Source organism: Heyndrickxia vini (genome assembly GCF_016772275.1).
Lineage (GTDB): Bacteria > Bacillota > Bacilli > Bacillales > Bacillaceae_C > Heyndrickxia > Heyndrickxia vini.
Genome location: NZ_CP065425.1, coordinates 3625267 through 3647057, shown reverse-complemented (window position 1 = coordinate 3647057; position 21791 = coordinate 3625267). Strand labels below are relative to the sequence as shown.

The 21791-nt window shown below is 37.7% G+C and carries 17 protein-coding genes; 11 read left to right on the top strand and 6 right to left on the bottom strand.

The window, feature by feature from the left end; translation table 11 throughout:
* Positions 1-12: 12 nt before the first annotated feature.
* Together I5776_RS18165 and I5776_RS18160 are read right to left on the bottom strand one after the other, a co-directional pair.
* A complete protein-coding gene (locus I5776_RS18165) occupies positions 13-1596 on the bottom strand; it encodes an ATP-binding protein (RefSeq protein ID WP_202780854.1) in 1584 nt (527 codons plus the stop codon).
* Between the two features lie 129 nt (positions 1597-1725).
* Positions 1726-2607 carry a LysR family transcriptional regulator gene (locus I5776_RS18160; RefSeq protein ID WP_202777910.1) on the bottom strand — a complete coding sequence of 294 codons (882 nt, stop codon included), beginning with the start codon at positions 2605-2607 and terminating at the stop codon, positions 1726-1728.
* 162 nt (positions 2608-2769) lie between these two features.
* On the opposite strand from I5776_RS18160, the gene I5776_RS18155 reads away from it, so the two are divergent.
* The 7 genes from I5776_RS18155 (at position 2770) to dacB (ending at position 11700) form a co-directional block, all read left to right on the top strand.
* Positions 2770-3912, top strand: coding sequence for an AbrB family transcriptional regulator (locus I5776_RS18155; protein ID WP_425490293.1), 1143 nt, complete (start codon positions 2770-2772; stop codon positions 3910-3912).
* A 481-nt stretch (positions 3913-4393) separates the two neighbouring features.
* Positions 4394-5422 (top strand): tripartite tricarboxylate transporter substrate binding protein, encoded by a 1029-nt coding sequence (locus tag I5776_RS18150; RefSeq protein ID WP_202777908.1) that lies wholly within the window; start codon positions 4394-4396, stop codon positions 5420-5422.
* 114 nt (positions 5423-5536) lie between these two features.
* Positions 5537-5989, top strand: coding sequence for a tripartite tricarboxylate transporter TctB family protein (locus I5776_RS18145; RefSeq protein WP_202777906.1), 453 nt, complete (start codon positions 5537-5539; stop codon positions 5987-5989).
* Positions 5990-6007: 18 nt separating this feature from the next.
* A complete protein-coding gene (locus I5776_RS18140; protein WP_202777904.1) occupies positions 6008-7534 on the top strand; it encodes a tripartite tricarboxylate transporter permease in 1527 nt (508 codons plus the stop codon).
* A 154-nt stretch (positions 7535-7688) separates the two neighbouring features.
* A complete protein-coding gene (locus tag I5776_RS18135) occupies positions 7689-9299 on the top strand; it encodes an ATP-binding protein (RefSeq protein WP_202777902.1) in 1611 nt (536 codons plus the stop codon).
* Positions 9277-9984 carry a response regulator gene (locus I5776_RS18130; RefSeq protein ID WP_246483835.1) on the top strand — a complete coding sequence of 236 codons (708 nt, stop codon included), beginning with the start codon at positions 9277-9279 and terminating at the stop codon, positions 9982-9984. The genes I5776_RS18135 and I5776_RS18130 overlap by 23 nt, the downstream gene beginning before the upstream one ends.
* A gap of 213 nt (positions 9985-10197) precedes the next feature.
* A complete protein-coding gene (gene dacB / locus I5776_RS18125; protein ID WP_202777898.1) occupies positions 10198-11700 on the top strand; it encodes a D-alanyl-D-alanine carboxypeptidase/D-alanyl-D-alanine endopeptidase in 1503 nt (500 codons plus the stop codon).
* A gap of 45 nt (positions 11701-11745) precedes the next feature.
* On the opposite strand, the gene I5776_RS18120 is transcribed toward dacB, so the two are convergent.
* The 3 genes from I5776_RS18120 to I5776_RS18110 are packed head-to-tail and all read right to left on the bottom strand — an operon-like array spanning position 11746 to position 15718.
* The gene (locus tag I5776_RS18120; RefSeq protein ID WP_202777889.1) at positions 11746-12864 is read right to left on the bottom strand and encodes a GerAB/ArcD/ProY family transporter; all 1119 of its coding nucleotides are present in this window, start codon (positions 12862-12864) and stop codon (positions 11746-11748) included.
* Between the two features lie 23 nt (positions 12865-12887).
* A complete protein-coding gene (locus I5776_RS18115) occupies positions 12888-14093 on the bottom strand; it encodes a Ger(x)C family spore germination protein (RefSeq protein ID WP_202777887.1) in 1206 nt (401 codons plus the stop codon).
* On the bottom strand, positions 14090-15718 hold the full coding sequence (locus I5776_RS18110; RefSeq protein ID WP_202777885.1) for a spore germination protein: 1629 nt from the start codon (positions 15716-15718) through the stop codon (positions 14090-14092). Before I5776_RS18110 ends, I5776_RS18115 begins: the two co-directional genes overlap by 4 nt.
* Before the next feature lie 63 nt (positions 15719-15781).
* On the opposite strand from I5776_RS18110, the gene I5776_RS21865 reads away from it, so the two are divergent.
* From I5776_RS21865 to I5776_RS18095, 3 genes are all read left to right on the top strand, one after another.
* Positions 15782-16066 carry a YczF family membrane protein gene (locus I5776_RS21865; protein ID WP_484496855.1) on the top strand — a complete coding sequence of 95 codons (285 nt, stop codon included), beginning with the start codon at positions 15782-15784 and terminating at the stop codon, positions 16064-16066.
* Positions 16067-16294: 228 nt separating this feature from the next.
* Positions 16295-17050: an ABC transporter ATP-binding protein gene (locus I5776_RS18100; RefSeq protein WP_202780852.1), complete on the top strand. Its 756-nt coding sequence runs from the start codon at positions 16295-16297 to the stop codon at positions 17048-17050.
* The gene (locus I5776_RS18095; protein WP_202777881.1) at positions 17047-17805 is read left to right on the top strand and encodes an ABC transporter permease; all 759 of its coding nucleotides are present in this window, start codon (positions 17047-17049) and stop codon (positions 17803-17805) included. Before I5776_RS18100 ends, I5776_RS18095 begins: the two co-directional genes overlap by 4 nt.
* 82 nt (positions 17806-17887) lie before the next feature.
* On the opposite strand, the gene I5776_RS18090 is transcribed toward I5776_RS18095, so the two are convergent.
* Positions 17888-19591, bottom strand: coding sequence for a M4 family metallopeptidase (locus tag I5776_RS18090; protein WP_202777879.1), 1704 nt, complete (start codon positions 19589-19591; stop codon positions 17888-17890).
* A gap of 377 nt (positions 19592-19968) precedes the next feature.
* Between I5776_RS18090 and I5776_RS18085 the strand changes: the two genes are divergently transcribed.
* On the top strand, positions 19969-21741 hold the full coding sequence (locus I5776_RS18085) for a glycoside hydrolase family 3 protein (protein WP_202777877.1): 1773 nt from the start codon (positions 19969-19971) through the stop codon (positions 21739-21741).
* The last annotated feature ends 50 nt before the right edge of the window (positions 21742-21791 follow it).

The following is a 21791-nucleotide window of genomic DNA, read 5'->3' as shown; positions in this document are numbered from 1 at the left end:
GGAACACCTCGCTTATTTCTTTGGCAGATACACCGTAAATACAGTGCCGTTCTCTGAATTATTCTGTACTTCGATAATCCCGCCCATTGCGTTTACAGCCTCTTCGACATTCGACAAACCAAATCCTCTAGGTTCTGTACCTTGCTTTGATGTGTACCCTCTGTTAAAAAGAAGAGGTTTTTCATTTTCACTTATGCCTTTCCCGTTATCCGTTACTTCAAAAATGACATCGCTTCCGATATCTGTCGCAAAAAATTTAACAATCGGATCGTCTTTTCCATACACAGCCTCAAATGCGTTATCGATTAGGTTTCCAAGTATAACTATTAAGTTCGAAAGTGTCATATGTGATGGCAGTATTTCTAAATAGCTTTCGGGAACGATTGTAAATTTAAGCTTTTTTTCAGAGGCTTTTCCCAATTTTCCAATAAGAATAGCTTGTACTTTTGTATCCTTGATTTGATTAAAAACAACAGAATTTTGTATTTGTAAATCTTTTGTTTCACTTTGGATCATGCTGATTGCCTGCTCATATTCTCCTAGTTGAAGCAGTCCGGATAATACATATAATTTATTCGTGAATTCATGTGTTTGAGCACGAAGATCTTCTGAATATCTTTTTACCTCCGATATCGTGTTGACCATCCGCTCGATTTCTGTTTTGTCCCGGAAAGAAGCAACTACCCCCGTAATCCGATCTTTATCGAAAAGTGGCGTGCAGTTCACAATAACGGTTTGGTCTTTCCAAACCATTTCTTTATCCATTTGAGGGATTCCAGTTTTCAATACCTCATAAAGATAATTAGACGGAAAGAGCCCATCCACTTTTCTATGCCGAACAGAACCTTGTATATGAAGAAGGTTCTTTGCGGGCTGGTTCATCATAGTAATAAAGCCTTCTTGATCTATGGCTAAGATTCCCTCTTTCACCGCATGCAGAACCGCATTCTTTTCTTTATATAGTCCGGCAATTTCATATGGCTCTAAACCCATCGTGTCCTTCCGAATATTGCGGGCTAGGAAAATACTGCCAATAATCGAGAGTATAAGTGTGAAAAGAGAAGCAATAAGTACTTTAATGAGATGATTCATGACTTGCTGATGGATATCCTCTATGAGAAATCCTACAGAAACTAAGCCAATAATCTCACCTTGTTTGTTGAATATGGGTGATTTCCCTCTAAGAGACGGTCCGAGGGAACCTTTCGCCTTGGAAATATAATAATCCCCATTAATGAGGGCTCTTTCATTATCTCCACCCTTCATTTTTTTCCCAATTTCAGATTTATTAGGATGTGAATACCGCGTACCGTCTTTATTTCCTATAACAATGAACTCTGCCCCGGTTTCTTTTCGAATCTTTTCTGCTAAAGGCTGGATCGTTTTAGAAGGATCGGCGGTTTGAAAAGCATTTTTTATTGTAGGCATAAAAGAGACCGTTTTTGATATTTCCAAAGCCATCCTGCCTTTATTTTCTTGAATTTGCTTACTTTCCATATAGCTGAAAATTCCTGTTAGGAGGAAAATCAGAAGGAATCCTAGCAACAATACGAGCCCAAGTATTTTTATCTGTAATGATACTTTAATTGCCTTCAGGAAACATCCCTCCTAATATGAATTCAAATGGGGAATTATATTTCAACTTCGTCAATAAGTATAAAAGTTTCAAATGTTCTTATCAATTATGAAAACTCCCGAGCATATTACTTTCGGAAGAGGAATCTTCTACGACGTTTTATTTATATTGTAGAAATCGATATTCTCAACGAAAGTGACAAAAGCTTTCACCATACTTAACTTTAACGATTCTTCATGGTAAAACATCCATGTCTTTCGTAAAATGGCTTCATTATTTTTTGTTTTGATTTCCGTTTTATAAAGGCCGTCAATATCGTCTAAAATCATACTTGGTAAAATGGCATAGCCTAATCCATTGATCACCATTTCTTTGCAGGTTTCCGCTTTATCAACCTCAATGCTTATCAATGGCGGCTTAGAATAATTTTCTCCCCACCAATGGTCCACTAATGTTTTTAATAAGTGATCTGTCCGATAATCGATTCTTGGTAACTGGGGGAGATGCTGAATGTCTATTTTTTCTTTCGAAACAATACAAATTTTTTCTTCAAATAATAAATGCTTTTTCTCCTTCCATCCATAATCACCTCTTACAAATCCTATATGGATATCTTCATTACTCACTAAATTGGCGATATCTCCGCTGAAACCTGTAGATATTTTAAATTCGATATTTGGATATTGATCTTTAAAAAGCTTTAATAATTCGGGAAGTTTATGATAAGCAAAAAAATTTGTGACACCAATCCTTAAGGTTCCTGTTACATGATTTTCCATATCACGAACATTCTCCTTGATTTTTTGTATTCTTAAAAGCATTTCATGTGCACTTTTTGCTAAATATTCTCCCTGCGGTGTAAATTGCACACCTCGCCTGCCTCTATTAACAATTTGGACCCCGAATTCTTTTTCTATTTGCTGCAGGCGATTTGTTAAAGCAGGTTGGGAAATATATAACTCTTTAGCGGTTTTAGTAATATTCTTCTCATAATAAAGGGTTTGCAAAATGAGCCAATCTCGGTCATCCATATAAATTAAAACTCCTCATATAGTCATCAATTTTTTTGATGGTTCACCATTCAAAATGGATATTTTATTTATATCTAAAACCATATTATAGTTATTTATATAGCGATTCAACTATTATTTCACATCAGGAGTACAGTTTATCAAAAGAAAGAAGGATATCGTTTGAAAAGGAAAGCATTATTTCAAAGCATTTATTTTATGATAATTAGCTGTATTGGCGGGCTCGTTCTTTCTTTGGCTGGCCTTTCGATTGGATGGATGATTGGAACTTTACTGGCAGCAGCTATTCTTTCATATAAAAGACCAGCATTTTTAAAGATTCCCAGTGGACAAAAAGGAATACCATCATATTGGCTAAGAATCGGTCAAATTATTCTAGCAATTGAACTGGGGCAAAAAATTAATTTATCGGTAGTTCACACCTTTAAGGAACATTGGTTGGTTATATTGGTTATGCTTTTTTTATCTATTATTTTTGCTCTTTTGTCCGGATTGGTTCTATGGAAATATAGTCATACTGATATGATCACCAGCTTTTTTGGAACTTCCCCTGGTGGGTTAAGTGCCATGCCCAGTATTGCTGAAGAGGTCGGAGCTAATACCATCGTGGTTACGATCATACAAACGATGCGTGTATTTCTTGTCGTGCTGACTATACCGCTATTTGCGTCTACATGGTCGCATCTACCTGCTAACGGGGGAATGGTAAATAGTCATGTTGCCTCTCCCGGGGTCGTTCCTGGATTTGAATGGAGTCATCTCTTATGGACTTTGATTCTAGCATTTGGAGTATGGGGTGGCTACTATATTGGAAAACACTTGAAGTTTCCGGCCCCTTGGTTAGTTGGCGGAATGCTGGGGGTTGGTTGTTTGCAAACTTTGAGTTCTACCATTATTGGTCACGATTTGATTGCCTGGTGGCCTCATAGTGCCATTATTTTATCGCAAATTTTTATTGCTTCAAGTATTGGATCACGTTTCAATAAAGAGATGCTCACGGGTATTGGAAAAACAATGTGGGTCTCACTTTTAACAACTATTGGGTTGATTTTTTCGATGCTTGTTTGTGCCTATTTTGTTTCCATCATTACAGGTATTTCTTTTATCACTTCAATGTTGGCCTTTGCCCCTGGTGGGATTGCTGAAATGGCAACGACATCTGCTGTTCTTGATGCAGACTCCACTTTTGTCGTCGTCGTTCAAGTGCTTCGTGTACTCGTCGTTTGTATTGTTCTACCTACACTTTTTAGAGGGTTAAAACAGTGGGAACTCCGAAAAATGATGCGCTCGCGAATATCTGCTTAAATAGACACTTTAAATACAATCGTTCGAAAAGAAGAGCTTCTAAACTCTTCTTTTTTTTATAGCAAAGGAAGTGCCTCATAGAGCGTAGTTTGGAGGAACATCAGAGGGAAAAACAGCAAAGGAAGTTCCTCATAGAGCAGTTTGGAGGTACATTAGTGGGAAAAAAGGCAAAGGAAGTGCCTCATGGAGCAGTTTGGAGGTACATCAGAGGGAAAAAAAGGCAAAGGAAGTACCTCATGGAGCAGTTTTGAGGTACATCAGAGGGAAAAAAAGGCAAAGAAAGTGTCTCATAAAGCAGTTTGGAGGTACATCAAAGGGAAAAAACAAGGTAAGTGTCTTTTTGATCATAAGTTTATTTGCAACTTTCTGTGTATTTTATGAACAAAATAGGACTTATGTTTTTAATGCTTTTTAAATGATTAATCAAAATAAATGATGACTTTATTATAAAATTTAGAAAACGTTTTCAAGGGGGATTTATATGTTAAAAGTGAAAAAAATTTCAGCGCTTCTTTGTGCAGGTGCTCTGGCCTTAAGTCTAGGTGCATGCAGCAGCGATGATGCCTCGGGCACTGGCAAGAAAAAGGAAAATACAGGCTATCCGAAGAAAACCATTTCGGTTGTAGCCCCTTCTGGTGCAGGTGGTGGATGGGATTTAACTGCACGTTCATTCACAAAAGTATTAAGCGAGACGAAGCTCGTCGAAGTTCCGATGACAGTCGAGAATAAGCCCGGGGGCGGGGGAGCTGTCTTCATGGCAGAATACGCAACCCAACAGAAAAATAATAATGATATGTTATTTGTGAGTTCTCCTCCAATCATTATCAATAATTTGAAAAAAGAAGGAAATAGTCCTTTTGGTTATAAAAATACAACACCATTAGCACAGTTGACGAAAGATTATGGAGCGATAGTTGTAAAAGCGGATTCTAAATTTAAAGATTTGAAATCCGTTCTAGAAGAAGTAAAGAAGGATCCTAGCAAACTCACTTTTGCTGGTGGATCAGCACCAGGATCAATGGACCACTTAGTCTCCATTCTTCCTGCTTTCAAATACGGTGTAGATCCGACGAAGGTCAAATATGTTTCTTATGATGGAGGCGGAGAAGCAATAACTGCTTTGCTTGGTGGAAATGCTGATGTTATTGGAACAGATGCTTCAAGTGTGAAGGAATTTTTAAAGGCGGGTAAAGTTCGTGTATTAGCTATTACTTCACCTGAACGATTAGCAGGAGATTTCAAAGATATTCCAACAGCTACAGAACAAGGAGTAGACGCAGAATTTACAATTTGGCGCGGTGTGTTTGGTCCAGAGAAAATGTCCGACGAAGCGAAGGCATATTGGGAGAAAACAATTGGCAAGCTAGTTGAATCTCCAGAATGGAAGAAAGAAGTCGAAACGCAAGGTTGGGAAATGCAATATAAAAATAGCGAGGAATTTAAGAAATTTTTAGGTGAACAAGAAACACAAGTACAACAACTATTAGAAGCATTAGGTATGCAAAAGTAATATAAGCAAAAAGAGGCTGACTCACATCGTGATCAAATACAAGTAAGTTTGATTCAAGGGACAGATTACGATGAGCCAGCCTTCATATTATTCTTGCAGAAGGGAGATTTGCAAATGAGCATTAAATTTGATCGTATTGCTGCTGTTTTGTTTCTGACTGTGGGTGTGTTATTTATGATTGGAAGTAAGCATCTTGCCAGCTCCTCATATGGCAGTAAAGTGGGGCCTGATATTTTTCCTTTTATTCTCGGTATTATACTTTCCTTATTAAGTATTCGTTTATTTTATGAAACACTTCGAACACAAAGTCAAGGGAATAAACAAGTGCTGCAATATAAACCATTTTTGATTATTTTCGCGGCAACACTCATTTACATATTAACGTTGGAAACGATTGGATATGTTATTACAACATTTTTATTTCTTTTTGTTTGTTTTCAGACGATGGAACGAAAGAAATGGATTACCTCAATTATTATATCGGCAGGATTTTCTGGGGCTGTCTATTACCTTTTCGTAGGACTTTTAAAAGGAACACTTCCGGGATGGCCAATTTGGTTTTCGTAGGAAAGGAGGAGCTGCATGATGGGTACATTGGATTATTTGTTACATGGATTTGAGACGGCATTGACTTGGTATAATATTTTATTTGCATTTGTAGGTGTATTAATTGGGACAGCTGTTGGGGTGCTCCCGGGAATTGGTCCTATGAGTGGTGTGGCGTTATTGATTCCGGTTACGGCATCGATTACTGGCGGACTTCCTCCAGAAACTGCTGCTACCAGTGCGATCATCCTACTTGCGGGTGTTTATTATGGTGCGATGTATGGAGGTTCAACGACATCTATTCTTTTAAATACTCCCGGTGAATCTTCCTCGGTCGTTACAACATTGGACGGCTATCAAATGGCAAAAAAGGGGAGAGCGGGCAGTGCTCTGTCTATTGCTGCAATTGGTTCATTTGTAGGTGGAATTGTCACAATCATTGCTTTGATTGCGTTAGCGGAACCTTTATCTAATGTAGCGCTAAAGTTTGGACCAGCTGAATATTTTTCGCTCATGCTATTAGGACTTGCCGCTGTAAGTGGATTAGCGGGAAAATCAGTAACAAAAGCGTTAATTATGACGGTTTGCGGGTTGTTACTTGGAACGATTGGGATTGACAGTGTATCGGGAATCGCCCGTTTTACCTTCGATATTCCTTGGCTTTACCAAGGAATTGAATTTCTGACAATTGCCGTTGGCCTGTTCGCTCTCGGCGAGGTTTTCAAGACCATCTTAGAAAAAGAAGAAGAGGATGGAAGTATCGCAAAAATTAATAATATGCTTCCATCAAAAGAAGAAATGAAGGAATCGGCAATGCCTATCGCCCGTGGTTCAATATTAGGCTTCTTTGTTGGGATCTTGCCAGGTGCAGGTGCGACATTAGCTTCGTTTTTTTCTTATCTATTGGAAAAAAGAATTTCAAAAAATCCAGAGAAGTTTGGAACGGGAACCATTGCTGGTGTGGCTGCTCCTGAAACAGCAAATAATGCGGCATCAGGTGGTGCGATGATTCCTTTATTAACATTAGGAATACCGGGTTCGGGCACAACAGCGATATTAATGGGAGCATTAATGATGTATAATGTCCAGCCAGGCCCATTATTGTTTGATGATCATCCACAAGTAGCATGGGGATTAATCGCGAGTATGTTTATAGGAAACTTAATGTTGCTCGTTCTAAATCTACCGCTTGTTAAAGTATTTGCTAAAATTATTCAAACACCTAAACAATTTTTGATTCCCCTTATTATTGCAATTTCTATCTTTGGGGTATATGCCGTACAGGTTTCTACAAATGATTTATTACTATTATTAGGGTGTGGAGTTGTAGGCTATTTCCTTAATAAAAATGATTACCCTATCGCTCCCCTCGTATTAGGGCTTGTATTAGGGCCAATGATTGAAAATAATTTACGAAGAGCGCTAACTATTTCAAACGGAGATTATGGTGTTTTCTTCACTCGACCAATCTCACTTGTCTTTCTAATTGTGACAGTCCTTTGGTTAACCATCCCAGTTCTATTAAAAGCCAGAGGCAAGAAAGTGGTTATTAATGTAGAAGGATAAAAAATCAATAGTGTAATAGATGAAAAACTCCTTTTTTAAGGGGTTTTTTCTCTGTGAAAATAGTATAATTATTAATAATTCTATAAAATGACACATTTTAGACAAATATCTTTCGAATTGTTCGTTTCATTGCTTTTACACCAGGGGTGATTGGATGCGTTTACATACAAAATTAATGCTTGGATTAAGTTTACTCATCCTGTTAATGGGGGGGATTTTTGAATTTACTTATAAAAATATTATGGAATCCAAATTAAAACATGAAAAAGGAAAAAATGCCTTAGCTGTAGCACAAGCTATTTCTAACATACCAAATATTCAAGAAGCTTTTTATACGAAAGACCCAGCAAGCATTATCCAACCTATTGCGGAGAAAATTCGAAAACAAGTAGACGCTGAGTTTATCGTAATTGGCAATCGAAATGAAATTCGTTATTCCCATCCAAATCCCAGCCGAATTGGACAAAAGATGGTGGGCGGTGACAATGAAGCGGCTTTTAGAGGTGAATCAGCCATATCGGAATCAACGGGAACATTAGGCCCGTCTTTGAGGGGGAAAGCGCCTATCTTCTATCGAGGAAAAGTGATTGGCGTCGTTTCCGTGGGCTATCTTCAAACCGATATTGAAGAAGAAGTTTCTAAAGTCCAAAAAAAGATTTTTATGACGACAATAGGGATTTTGATAGGCGGTTTATTAATATCTCTTATTATTTCTTTGCATATTAAAAAGGCAATCTTTGGTCTTGAGCCAGAGGAAATTGCATGGATGTATCAGGAGAAGCATGCTATTTTAGAATCCATTCATGAAGGAATCATTGCTGTAGATACGGCGGGTTTAATAACGGTTGTAAATGAAACGGCTCACAAAATTCTTCATGTACCGAACGATATTCTTCTTAGAGGGAAAAGGATTGAGGATGTCCTTGAAAATACGCGGCTACTTGACGTTGTAAAGACCGGACAAGCTGAATATGATCGAGAATTTATGATTCTTGGAGAAGTCTATTTAGCTAATCGGGTTCCAATTTTTGATAAACGAGGGGTAGTAATTGGGGCTGTGGCCAGCCTTAGGAACAAAAATGATCTGTCTTATTTGCTTCAGGAACTCTCCCATGTAAAAGCTTATGCGGAAGGGTTACGGGCACAAACGCATGAATATTCGAACAGACTATATACGTTACTCGGACTAATTCAACTAGGGTCATATAAGGAAGCGATTGATTTTATTTCCAAAGAGGTAGATGTGGCACAGGGAATTATTCACTTTCTTATGAAGGAGATTCCTGACCCAATATTAGCCGGATTCATTCTTGGCAAAGTCAGTTTGGCAAGTGAGCTGAAAATTGACTTTTCGATCGACCGCGATAGTAGTTTCATCGATGTCCCCGCGGAAATAAGTCGTGATTCATTAGTTACAATTATAGGAAACCTGATCAATAATGCATTTGACGCAGTTCGGGAAAATGGAAAAAACGAGAAAACAGTTTCTCTCTTTTTGACCGACCTGGGCAAAGAGTTAATTATAGAAGTTGAAGATAATGGAAATGGAATTCCAAGGAACACAGCGAAGAAAATTTTCCAAGAGGGATATACGACGAAGAATAAGAATACGAATTCAGGAATCGGCTTGTGCCTTGTTCAAAAGGCGATTCATGGACTTGGGGGGACGATTACCTTTTCTTCGAATGAAGGAGAGGGAACGGTATTCACGGTCGCTATACCAAAAAGTGGGGGGATTAAGTTTGAATGGCAATCGAACGATTGAAGTACTTATTATTGAGGATGATTTAAGGGTCGCTGAAATACAAAAACGGTTCATTGAACAATTAGAGGGATTCCAAACAGTGGGTATCGCTGCGAGTTATATAGAAGCGAAGAGCTATATCGATATTTTGCAGCCTGATCTCCTATTATTAGATGTTTACTTTCCAGATATGGATGGTCTCGCTCTATTAAAAGAAGCCAAACAACAACATAAACAAATGGGTGTGATTATGATCACGGCAGCGAAGGAAATTGATAAGGTACAAGAAGCTATTAGTATAGGTGTCTTTGATTATATTATTAAGCCTGTTGTATTTGAGAGATTTAAACAAGCATTAATCCGATATCGTGACTTTCAATGCAAGCTAGAGACATTTGGAAAAGAGTATCCTCATATTACTCAGGAACAAATCGATCAGCTGTTGCAAAAGGAAATGACCCGTCTTCTTACAGATAAATCTCAGTTGCCGAAAGGAATTGACCCACTAACCTTAGTGAAGGTATTAGAAGTTCTCAAAACAGCTTCGGTTGGAGTAACAGCAGAGTTTGTAGCCCAAGAAATGGGTGTAAGCAGAACAACAGCTAGACGTTATCTAGAACATCTTGTGTCAGGAGAAAAAATTGATGCCGATTTAGCATATGGGACGGTGGGAAGACCGGAAAGAGTGTATTTGGTTAAAAAATAATCGTTTAATATTTTAGGGTAATAAACATATATGTGACTATACTTCAAGATGTATGTCAATAATAGATACCCTTGATTGAATCAAACTATGTAAAAAGACCTGAATCCAAAAGAATCATTTTTCACGATAAATGCAGAAGTTGAGGTAAAAATCTTAAAGCCTTCATACTATTTTAATATCTAGTAAAGGAGATCATAAGAAGGGGGAAACTAGATGGGAAAAAGGTTTGTGAAGCAATGGTTAATTGTTCTAGCGGTATTCATGGTGGCAATTATTCCTTATGTAAATAAGGAAACAACAACCTATGTAAATGCATCGGACGAGTATGCTGAATTAGGTCATCAAATAAATGTCATTTTAAATGATAAGAAATTAGATGGTTCAGTAACCGGTGTAAGTCTTCGCTCAGCCGATAGCGGGGAAATTTTGTATGAACATTTCGGTGACATACGATTACGGCCGGCATCAAATATGAAGTTATTCACAACCGCCGCAGCGCTTGAAACGCTTGGCGAAAACTATCGATTTGCAACAGAGGTGCTGACGGATGGGAAGGTCAAAGGGAAGGTACTTCAAGGGAATCTCTACTTAAAAGGAAAAGGAGATCCGACGCTTCTGAAAGAAGATTTAGACCGACTTGCTGATCAGCTGAAAAAGCAAGGGATTGGGAAAATTCATGGAGATTTAATCGGGGACGACACATGGTATGATGATGTCCGATTATCACAAGATCTGACATGGACAGACGAAACAGAATATTACGGATCACAAGTGTCGGCATTAACTGTATCACCAAATACAGATTATGATACTGGTACAGTAATAGTAGAAGCCACTCCGGCCTCTAAAGTTGGAAAACCTGCTGAATGGACGGTAACACCGAAAACCAACTATGTAAAAGTCATTAACAAAGCGGTAACTGTAGAAAAGGATGGTAAGAAAAATATTACGATTCAACGGGAGCATGGAACGAATACAATTGTGGTGGAAGGAACAATTCCTGTCGGTGCAAGTGCCGCAAAGGAATGGATGACGGTTTGGGAACCTTCAGAATATGCGTTGTCATTGTTTAATCAATCGTTAAAAGAAAAGGGTATTCAATTCATCGGAAAAAGTGAGATGAAGCTTGGCAAAACACCTAAAAACGGTCAACTATTAGTTAAAAAACAGTCAATGCCATTAAAGGATATACTAATTCCTTTTATGAAGCTAAGCAATAATGGACACGCGGAAATGCTAGCAAAGGAAATGGGTCAGGTTGTGTATGGAGAAGGTAGCTGGGATAAGGGTTTGAAAGTGATTAGAGATACAGCTTCTTCACTTGGTGTGAATGCCCAAACACTAATGCTTAGGGATGCATCAGGGATGTCACATGTAACGATGATTCCAGCAAATGAAATTTCCGAGCTTTTATTTGCCATACAACAAAAAAGCTGGTATCCGTCCTTTCTTGCGTCTTTGCCTGTTGCTGGCGATAGCGACCGATTTGTTGGGGGAACGTTAAGAAATCGGATGAAAGAACCACCGACAAAAGGAAATGTCATTGCAAAAACGGGTTCCTTGACTGCTGTAAGTACATTATCCGGATATGTAACAACGAAAAGTGGAGAACGAATAATCTTTTCGATTTTAAATAATAATTATGTCGCTTCCAGCGTTACAGAAATTCAAGATCAAATTGCAAAAGTGATTGCCAGTTACGAAATGAAAAAATAATCGGATAGAAAAAAGAGCTCAGAAAAAAGATCGAGCTCTTTTTTGTTACCCAGATACATTATGTTTCTTTTTATTTTGAATGAAATGTTTAAGGAAGGCTATCATGAGTAGCAGTATAGGAATGATGACTTGAAATGGAATATGTAAATAGATCGGTACAATAACTAACCCTTCCTTCATATGCTCAGCAAAACTGCTGGCGATTGACATAGACAAAATGAGGATGATTAGCCCAAGTGGATAGACGAGCTTTTGATGATTTTCCATCTTAAGTAAGTCAGCCGTTCCAATCAGTCCAACATAGAAGAAGACACTAATTTTGAAAAATCCCCCAATAATGACAGCAAGCATAAAAAATACATCAAGACGCTCTAAAAAGCTTGCTACTTCAATTCGTTGGATGGTTGTTAAAAGTGGGAATGGAGAACGAGAAACGAGATTTATCCCATTAACCGCTATATTAACCGCCATTGTTAGTGCTAGATTGACCCCACTTAAAATGATTGCTGAAAAACCAACGATCTTCGCTTTAGCTGGTGTGTTTAAATACGGAAGAATCATTGTAAAGGCAATCATTTCACCAAATGGGACATAAACGGTCTGCTTAAAAGCGACGTTAAGTATTCTAACAATCCCCTCTTCAAGAATGGGTTTCAACTGGCTAAGATCAATTAATCCGGAAATGACGACGAGTAAGAAACCGGTGATGGCTAAAAAATAGAGAAAAGCAAAAAGTAATTCTCCTGTTCGAGCCAGTACTTCAATCCCTTTATAAACAGCATACATAATCGCTAAAATCATAATCATGTTTATAATAAAAAGTGGTGAATTCGGATATGCAAAGGTTAATAATAATTCCCCAAAATCTCGGAGTACTCTTGAGGAAATATAGAGGAAATATAAAATATAAAGAAAAGCAATGAACTTACCGAAAAAAGGGCCAATAATTTCTTGGACATAGGATGTTAGTGGTAAGCTTGGGTAAAATTGATAAAGTCGATAATAGATGTAATACAAGAATAAGCCACCGAGCATACCGATAAGAATTGCAAGCCATGCATCTTGCTTTGCATCTGTACCTAAGGAAATAACAAGTGCACTTCCATGTTCAAATAAAACATATAAAACAAATAATTGTATCGGGCTTATTTTTACTTTTTCCATGAAAATCACCTATTCCTATAATGCTACTTTAAATCCGAAAAATATGGATTGTTCCTTAATCCCGTTCTCCTAATAAATACGTCGACTTTTACGTTAACAGTAAGCTCCGGAAAGACGACTTCATTCCAATCGTGATTAACTGTTTTCCATAAATCCGGCGATTCACGATAAAGGATCTCTCCAAGTCCAAAAATATCAGTTTTTTCCTTTTGAATAAACTTCACTGAATTTAATGTTTCTTTTTTTATTTTTTTTGCTATTTTTTTTTCTAAATTCTGAAGTACTTTAGGATCTGTTAAGTCAATAGGAACTGTAGCTTCCCTAATATCTCCTTCCGCTTTAATGTGAATGGTATAAATCGGTTTTTTGTTTTTTATTTTCACACGAATTTCTGATTTACCTGAATTGACAGCAAAAGATATGGGAACTTTTTTTTCCCTCCAATTTACTCCAATCACTGTTTGGTCTAACTTGTTTAAAATCCAAACAATGCTGCGGGCCGTTTGGCCATAGACGATTTTCTCCATTTTTCCTTCTTTGAAAATTGCCAATCCTCCAGCTGACAAACGTGCTGCAGCTTCGGTTGTTTCCGTATTGGACTGACCTTGCCCCTGTTCAGGATCCCCTATGATGAGAAATGTGCTCATGATCGGTTCCTTTCCGGGGTTGGTCAACCGTTTGATGACATCATCTATACTTACATCGATATTTTCACCTAATGCTTTTTCAGTAAATCTTAATGCTTTAGTAATTTTATTTGCCGGAAGTTTATCGATTGGAGTAAGCATTTTCAGCATATCGTTAGCCCTGCTATTTTCGGCAATAACGATTGACGCAGTTGTTCGAAATTGAGGATTTCTCTCGACTATGTCAAATATTTTCGTAATGTTTTCTCGAGCCAATTCTTCTCCAATGACGACTAAATTGGCATGTGCATAATACACCTTCCGTGATATTTCTTTTGATGCATCTCTAGCAGCCTCTTCTAAATTATTTCCAGTTGTACTGTAAACTGTAACAGGGATACCGCTGCTTCCTCCACCTTGTTCACTGGCAACATTACCTGGATTAATAATTTGAAAGGTAAGCAGATATTTTCCATTTTCTGTTTTGTCTACACCAACCGCGTTCACTATTGCTAAATCTGTAAGCTCACTCTTATCCCAACAGCCGGAAAGAAAAGTAATGGAAGTAATAAGTACGGTGAATAGAAGGAAGTTTCGTTTCATTCACTTTCACCGTTTTGATTATTTTGCTGTTTGGTATGTTGTTTTGGTGGCTGTGGTTTTTGATTTTTTCCGGAACGAACAATATTTTTTTGACTTATCAATCTAGGTCTTTCTTTAAATGCCCATATTGGCATTCGGGTGATCGTATCATCTACATTGTTCTTTATGAACGGTGCTAATGGTGACATATATGGTACACCAAAAGAACGTAAACTGCATAAATGAATAAGCATGACTAATACCCCCATAATTAATCCATAAAAACCAAATGTAGCGGCAAGGATCATGAATAAAAATCGAATTAAGCGAGCGGCAATCGCCATGGAAAAGGATGGTGTTGAAAAATTAGCGATAGCAGTAATAGAAACAATTATGACCATTGCGGGTGAAACAATTCCAGCTTGCACCGCAGCTTGACCGATTACAAGTGCACCTACAATCGAAACGGTTTGTCCAATTGCCTTCGGTAGTCTGACCCCTGCTTCACGTAATATTTCAAAAATCACTTCCATAATCACTGCTTCTACAAAGGCGGGAAAAGGAACCGTTTCTCGTTGGGCAGCGATTGTAATAAGAAGAAGTGTAGGGATCATTTCTTGATGAAAGGTGGTAGCAGCGATATAAATCGATGGTGCAGTAAGTGAGATGAAAAAGGCTAACACCCTTAGTAAACGAATACCTGATGAAATATCAAATCGTGAATAATAATCATCCGCTGCTTGAAAGAACTCCACAAATAAAGCTGGTGCGGTAAGGATAAATGGCGTTCCATCAACTAAAATGGCAATTCTACCTTCTAAAATATTTGCTGCTACTACATCCGGTCTTTCAGTATGATAAAGTGTCGGAAAGGAGGTAAATGTTTGGTCTTCAATGAGCTGTTCGATATATCCAGATTCCAATATTCCATCTATATCAATCCGTTGCAATCTTTTCCTTATTTCCTTAATGATGTTGTCATTTGCAATCCCGTTAATGTACATTATCGCAACATCTGTTTGCGTTTCTTTTCCAATTTTTATTGTTTCTAGCCATAGGTTTGGATTCTTGATTCGTCTGCGAATTAAGGCAGTATTGGTGCGAAGGGTTTCAGTAAATCCTTCTCGTGGGCCACGAATAGTTGTTTCCGTACCAGGCTCGGAAATTTGCCTTTTTTCCCCACCTACAGTACTTACACTTAATGCCTCATTAGCCTGATCTATTAAGATAATCGTTGCACCGGAGAATAGTGATTGGAATAGATCGTCCCATCGATAAATGGAGGTGATACCACCAATGGCAATCATTTTATCTTTTATTAAGTGAAGAGCATGTTCAGCGGAAACAGGATAAAAAATTCCATTATCATGTAGTAGCCCTTCTAATAAAAAGTCATTAATCGTATTATTATCAACTAGTCCGTCAGTGTAAAGAACGGCAAAATGGATGGAATCATTTACATGCATTTTCCGAATCACAATATCGGAACTATTACCTGTCGCTTTTATGATCTTTTTTATATTTTCATCTAAATTGGTTCCTATCTCATCTTCAGATATGGAGACAGTAGTTTGCCCGCTAATGTCCTTTCCTTTTTTGACGTTTCGTTTTTTGTTCTTACTGAAATTTTTCAACCAATTGGGCATTACGTCTCCTCATTTTCGTATGATTATGTATACTTCAAAATTTCCCCAATCTAAAGGTAAATTATGCAAGTATCATTCTTTTTCTGTAAATCGGAAAAGATAATAATAGCTGCGAAAGGAAGAGAACAGATGAAATTATTAAGCATTAGTTTTGGTTTACTGGTAGTATTATTATTTTTTGCTATAGGAATAGATATGCTCATGGGATATAAACTTCAAAAGGCCGTACACAATGTCATCATCCCCTTTAGCGTCATGGACCCTATTGAAATCATCACCCTCCTCTTCTTCGTCCTCCTCTTCTTCATCCAATCACTAAACACCTACTACCAAAAGAAAAAACGCTAAGGTGCCAGGCACCATTTATTCATTATTTGGATATTTATGCAGCTTTTGCATAAATGGTGCCAGGTACCGCTCGTGGACAAAATGGTGTTTTTGTCCACTTGAGATGGACATGATGAATCTCCTGTAAAAGGCTCTTTATCTGCAGGGAAGAAATAGAACTTCCATGATAAAATGAGGTAATGGATAGAGAAGTCGTTATAAAAAATTTAATGAAAAGTGAGAGAGGCTATGGATTTAGAATTAAATACAGAGGAGTTTATTATTGAATTTCGTCACGTGTGTAAAGCATTTATGAATCAAAGAGAAACGATTCAAGTTTTATCGGATATTCATGCAAAGGTGGAAGCTGGTTCAATTGTAACGATTATCGGCCCATCCGGTTCTGGAAAGAGTACGATTTTATCCCTTTGCAATTTACTTATTTCGCCTAATGAAGGTGACATATTGATACATGGGAAAGAAGTGAGAGAATGGGATATTCAAGAACTTAGAAGACAGGTTGGGATTGCTTTTCAGTCAGGACCAATGATAAATGGAACAGCACTAGAAAATTTAACTTTACCTGCACGTTTGATGGGAAAAACGCTTGAACATCCTAAAAAATATATGGACTATGTTGGTTTACCAGAAGAACTTTTATCACGAGAAGCAAGGGAACTATCAGGAGGACAGCGGCAGAGATTGTCACTAGCTCGAACGCTTGTGAACGGGCCTTCCATTTTATTGTTAGATGAGGTGACCTCGGCACTTGATTCTAATTCTACATTTGCAGTGGAAGAGCTTATTTTACAGATTAATCGTGATCAAAATACGACCATTCTTTGGGTGACTCACGATCTTGCTCAAGCAGAGCGAGTGGGTGATCAAACATGGCTAATTATGGATGGACGCCTGATTGAATCTGCACCTACGAAACTATTTTTCTCTGAACCTAGAGAAAAACTAACAAGACAATTTTTAGACTTGAAGAGGGAAAAGGTATGAATCTACTTGCAATATTATTTAGTTTTGGTTTTGTTGTCATCGCGCTTTTTCTATCAGCAGCCTTTAAACTAGGTCTAGGTAAAGATTTAATCATAACAAGTTTGCGGGCAACAATCCAATTAATGATTGTTGGATACATATTAAAAATAGTCTTTGGTTTCCAGCACTTATCAGTCGTGATTTTAATGATCTTATTGATGATTTTGGTAGCAACTAAAAACGCAGCGAAACGTGGTAAAGGATTGCCGCGAATTTTTTGGAAAACCTTTTTAACGATATTGATTGTTGAGGTGATAACTCAAAGTTTTTTAATAGGGATGCATATTGTACCAGCATCTCCACAATATATGATATCAATTAGTGGGATGATTATAGGGAACTCAATGGTCATAGCTAATCTTTTCTTAAATCGCTTAAAAGGTGAGCTAGATATGCGAAAGGAAGAGGTACTTCTCGTCCTTTCATTGGGAGGCAGTATAAAACAATCAATTTATCCGATTCTTAAACAATCGATCCGTTCTAGCCTCATTCCGACGATCGAAAGCCAAAAAACAATTGGCCTTGTCCAGTTACCAGGTATGATGACAGGACAAATCATTGCCGGCGCTGACCCGATTCAAGCAGTACGTCTGCAACTATTAATTGTTTTTCTAATAATGACAGCTGCATGTTTAACGGCCATCATCCTCGGCTTTCTCATCTACCCTGGCCTATTCAACAAACACCAACAACTAGAAATAAAAGGATGGAAATAAGCGGTGCCTGACACCATTTATACATAATTTGCAATAAATATTCAAAAAACTGTATAAATGGTGCCTGGCACCGGTATGGTATTTATTGGAGGATGCCGACTTGGTTTAGGCTGTTTTCGGCTGCTTGTGCTTCGGTACTGTTTTCTCCGTATATGTCAATGGCTGATTGGATAATGGCTTGTCTAGCATCACTGAAGTTAGAATCGGGAGTTAAATAAATGGTTAGTGCACGGTAATAGATTTGTCCAAGTTTGTCTTTTCCAATTTGTTCTCCTGTTAAGAAGGCAGCATGATTAATGATGGAGGAATTGACATGGACTCCGCCGTTATCTAGATTAAGTGGAAGATGGTAGAATTCATCCATATGTTTGGGATATACACCACTTCCGTTTCCGTAAGGAGTGTAGGCTGCGTTCACTGGAAACTTGTTCGGATTGCTCATACTTCTTAGAGCTGTTCTCCCGGAAGCTTTTGCTTCAGGCGCCATAATGTCCTCGCCAATTTCCCAGCTGTCTTCATTCACTAATGCACCAAAAATATCAGAAAATGCTTCATTGAGCGCACCAGATTCATTTCGGTATTTTAATCCGGCTGTGTGGGTAGTTACTCCATGCGTCATTTCATGGGCGGCTACATCAAGACCGGCTGAAAGAGAAATCATGAATTGTCCATCCCCGTCACCATAAGTCATTTGCCGTCCATTCCAGAAAGCATTATTATAGCCATCTCCGTAGTGTACGGTGGACTTTATTTCCATGCCATTATCGTCCAAAGAATTTCGGCCATGTTTATCTAAATAATAATGATAAACTTTTTCGGAATTATAATGGGCATCAACCGCAGCACGATCATAGTCATCATTCCAAGAATTGTTTTTCTTTGCAAATAATTTACCAGGCAACGGGTTAGTTCTTGAATCGAACTCGTTTCCGAAATCGTAGGTAGTAATTCCTCCTAAATGGTCATGATTAATATCATTTAGAAAAAACATCATTCCGTTTCCTAATGCCGGATCTTTCTTTTTGGAAATATGGAGTTCGCGTTTTTCTCCTAGCACCCCTGTACCTACACCCTTCATCGGTTTGTAATCGTTGCCTTCGATATGCATTAATTCGTTATACATATCTACAACGTCACCTGTTTTCGCATCGATAAATACATCCCAATTCCCAGGGTGTTCCCCAAGAAAATTCACATTTACTTTATAGGTGACATAATTTTCGCCATTAAAAGGATAAACAACCAACTCCTGTGTAGGTTTATAGTCTAAATCTTTTGGTGCAGAGATTATCTCCTTGGCTTTTTCAATGGCCTGATCTGCAGTAATTATTGCTTTTGTATTTAAATCTATCTCCGCAATATCATTACTGTATTGGCCATTAACAGTTTGAACGGTCCCTTCTTTGTCATAATGGACAATGACTTCAGCACCTTCAATCGGTATTCCATTTTTTGTTTGTTGCAAACGTACATGGGTCATGCCAAATTTATCAATCTCCATTTTTTTAACCTTTAAGTTTTTTGCGGGTTCCTTCATTTTTAAGAGATTCTTATTTTTTTCAATATAATTAATAGCAGCAACATCTTTTTTCTTATTAAATCCTAGCTTCTTAGCAAAGATAGAATGGTTGGCATCTCTTTTTAAACTTTGTTTGGCATCCATCTTTTGAATCTTTGGATATCCTGAATCATCGGGCTGAATAGCATAAGCAGCACCTCCGGAAAACGATCCTCCTATTATTGCCGCAGACAAGATCATAGGAATGACGAATTTTTTCTTATTCATTGAATCTCCTCCTCTACTAGATTAGGTCAAGTTTATAGAAAAAATAGATAGAATAATAGTAACTTTCTGACTATTTTAATTTTGGGCAAAAAATCATGTGAAAGTAAGTAAAACTTAATTTAATTAGTTTTAAGAAAATCGATTATAAAACTGGTCTATTGACTATTTATAGTGTCTTTTTCACAAGCATTTTGGGCATGATTGTGTATTGAATGCCGCTTTCGAAAATATGTAAAAAGACATAGGCATCCAGATATGTAAATAGGGAATTTTCAAAATAAAAGAGGGCAAAAGTTATATAGACAATTCCAACAGTGTTGGTAGACTTTAATACAAGTAAGCCCTTGCAAAAAATTGAACTTAGGGGAGGAAAACAAATGCCTAAAAAAATTTGGGTGTTCATGCTGACATTCGTGCTTCTACTTTCGTTAATGTTACCGAATACATCAACCATTCAGGCAAAGGAAAAATCTAAGGGGAATCAAGATAAGATTGCTAAAAAGTGGGTGAAGAAAAAGCTGAAAAGCATGTCTGTCGAAGAAAAAGTAGGACAGCTTTTTATCATCCATGCTTATGGGAAAACACCTACTGACCCAGATTATACAGAAACGAATTTAAACTCTAAACGTGGAGGGGCAAATTATAAAGAAATTATTGAGAAATATCATATTGGCGGTGTCATCTATTTTAATTGGAACGATAATATCGGAACTCCTATAAATCCGAATCAAGTCCAATCCTTATCAAATGGTCTACAAGCGATTGCTTTGAAGCAAAAATCAAATATACCTTTATTCATTTCAACCGACCAAGAAGGTGGAATCGTTGCACGTGTCACCGAGCCAGCAACTGTCTTGCCTGGAAACATGGCATTAGGTGCAACTAAATCCGTGATCTATGCAAAAAAATCTGCTGAAATTATGGGAACAGAGCTAAAAAGTTTGGGCATCAATATGGATTTTGCTCCTGACTTAGATGTAAATGTGAATCCAGAAAATCCAGTCATCGGTGTGCGCTCTTATTCTGAAAATCCTAATTTAGTGGGAGCTTTAGGAACTGCACAGATTGAAGGATTACAAAAGCAAAATGTCATTGCAACAGGAAAGCATTTTCCTGGTCATGGGGATACCAATGTCGATTCCCATTATGGACTTCCAATTGTGAATCATGATCTGAAAACACTTTACGAAGTTGATTTAAATCCATTTAGGGCAGCGATCAAATCTGGAGTTGATGCAATTATGACGGCACATATTGTCGTTCCAGCTTTAGATTCTTCCGGCTTACCAGCGACACTGTCCAAACCGATAATGACGGGGGTTCTTCGGAACCAGCTTAAGTACGATGGATTAATTATTACAGATAGTTTAGATATGTCAGGGGCAAATGTTTTGCCAGCTGATCAAGTTCCAGTAGCTGCATTTGAAGCAGGGGCAGATATTTTACTGAATCCGCCAGATGTTGAACTTGCCTATAAATCTATGGTAAAAGCAGTTAAAACAAAGAAAATTAGTAAAAAACGCCTTGACCAATCAGTGACTCGTATCCTTCTTGCAAAATATAAGCGCGGAATTATTGAGCATCCTTTGACCAAGGAAAAGCAGCTTGAAAAAATAGGAACGCCGGAAAATCTTCGAATGGCAGATGAAATCACTGAAAAAAGCATTACATTACTCAAAAATGATAATCATGTTCTACCCCTACAGCACAATCAAAAAGTGTTTATTACTGGCCCAACGACAGCTAATTCTGAAAGACTAGGCACATTACTCACTGAAAAGGGTTTGGAGACTACTGCTTACGGCACTAATACTTCACCAACTGCGGCGCAAATTCAGACAGCGGTAGACAAATCAAAAAACACCGACGTCATCGTGGTTGCCACGTATAATGCAAATACAAATAGTGCACAGCAAACGTTGGTTAACACACTAAAGCAAACAGGCAAACCAGTCGTAATTGCATCGATGAGAAATCCATATGATATTATGTCATTTCCTAATATGGATGCAAACATTTTAACGTACGGAAATCGTGATATCTCAACAAGAGCTCTGGCAAAGGCATTAGTAGGAGAAATTTCTCCAAATGGAAAGCTTCCAGTTACAATTCCTGGTCTGTATTCATTTGGTTCAGGACTACATTATTAATAGGGGGAGATTCAATTGAACAAGAAAATTATTAAAACATGTTCAGTTGT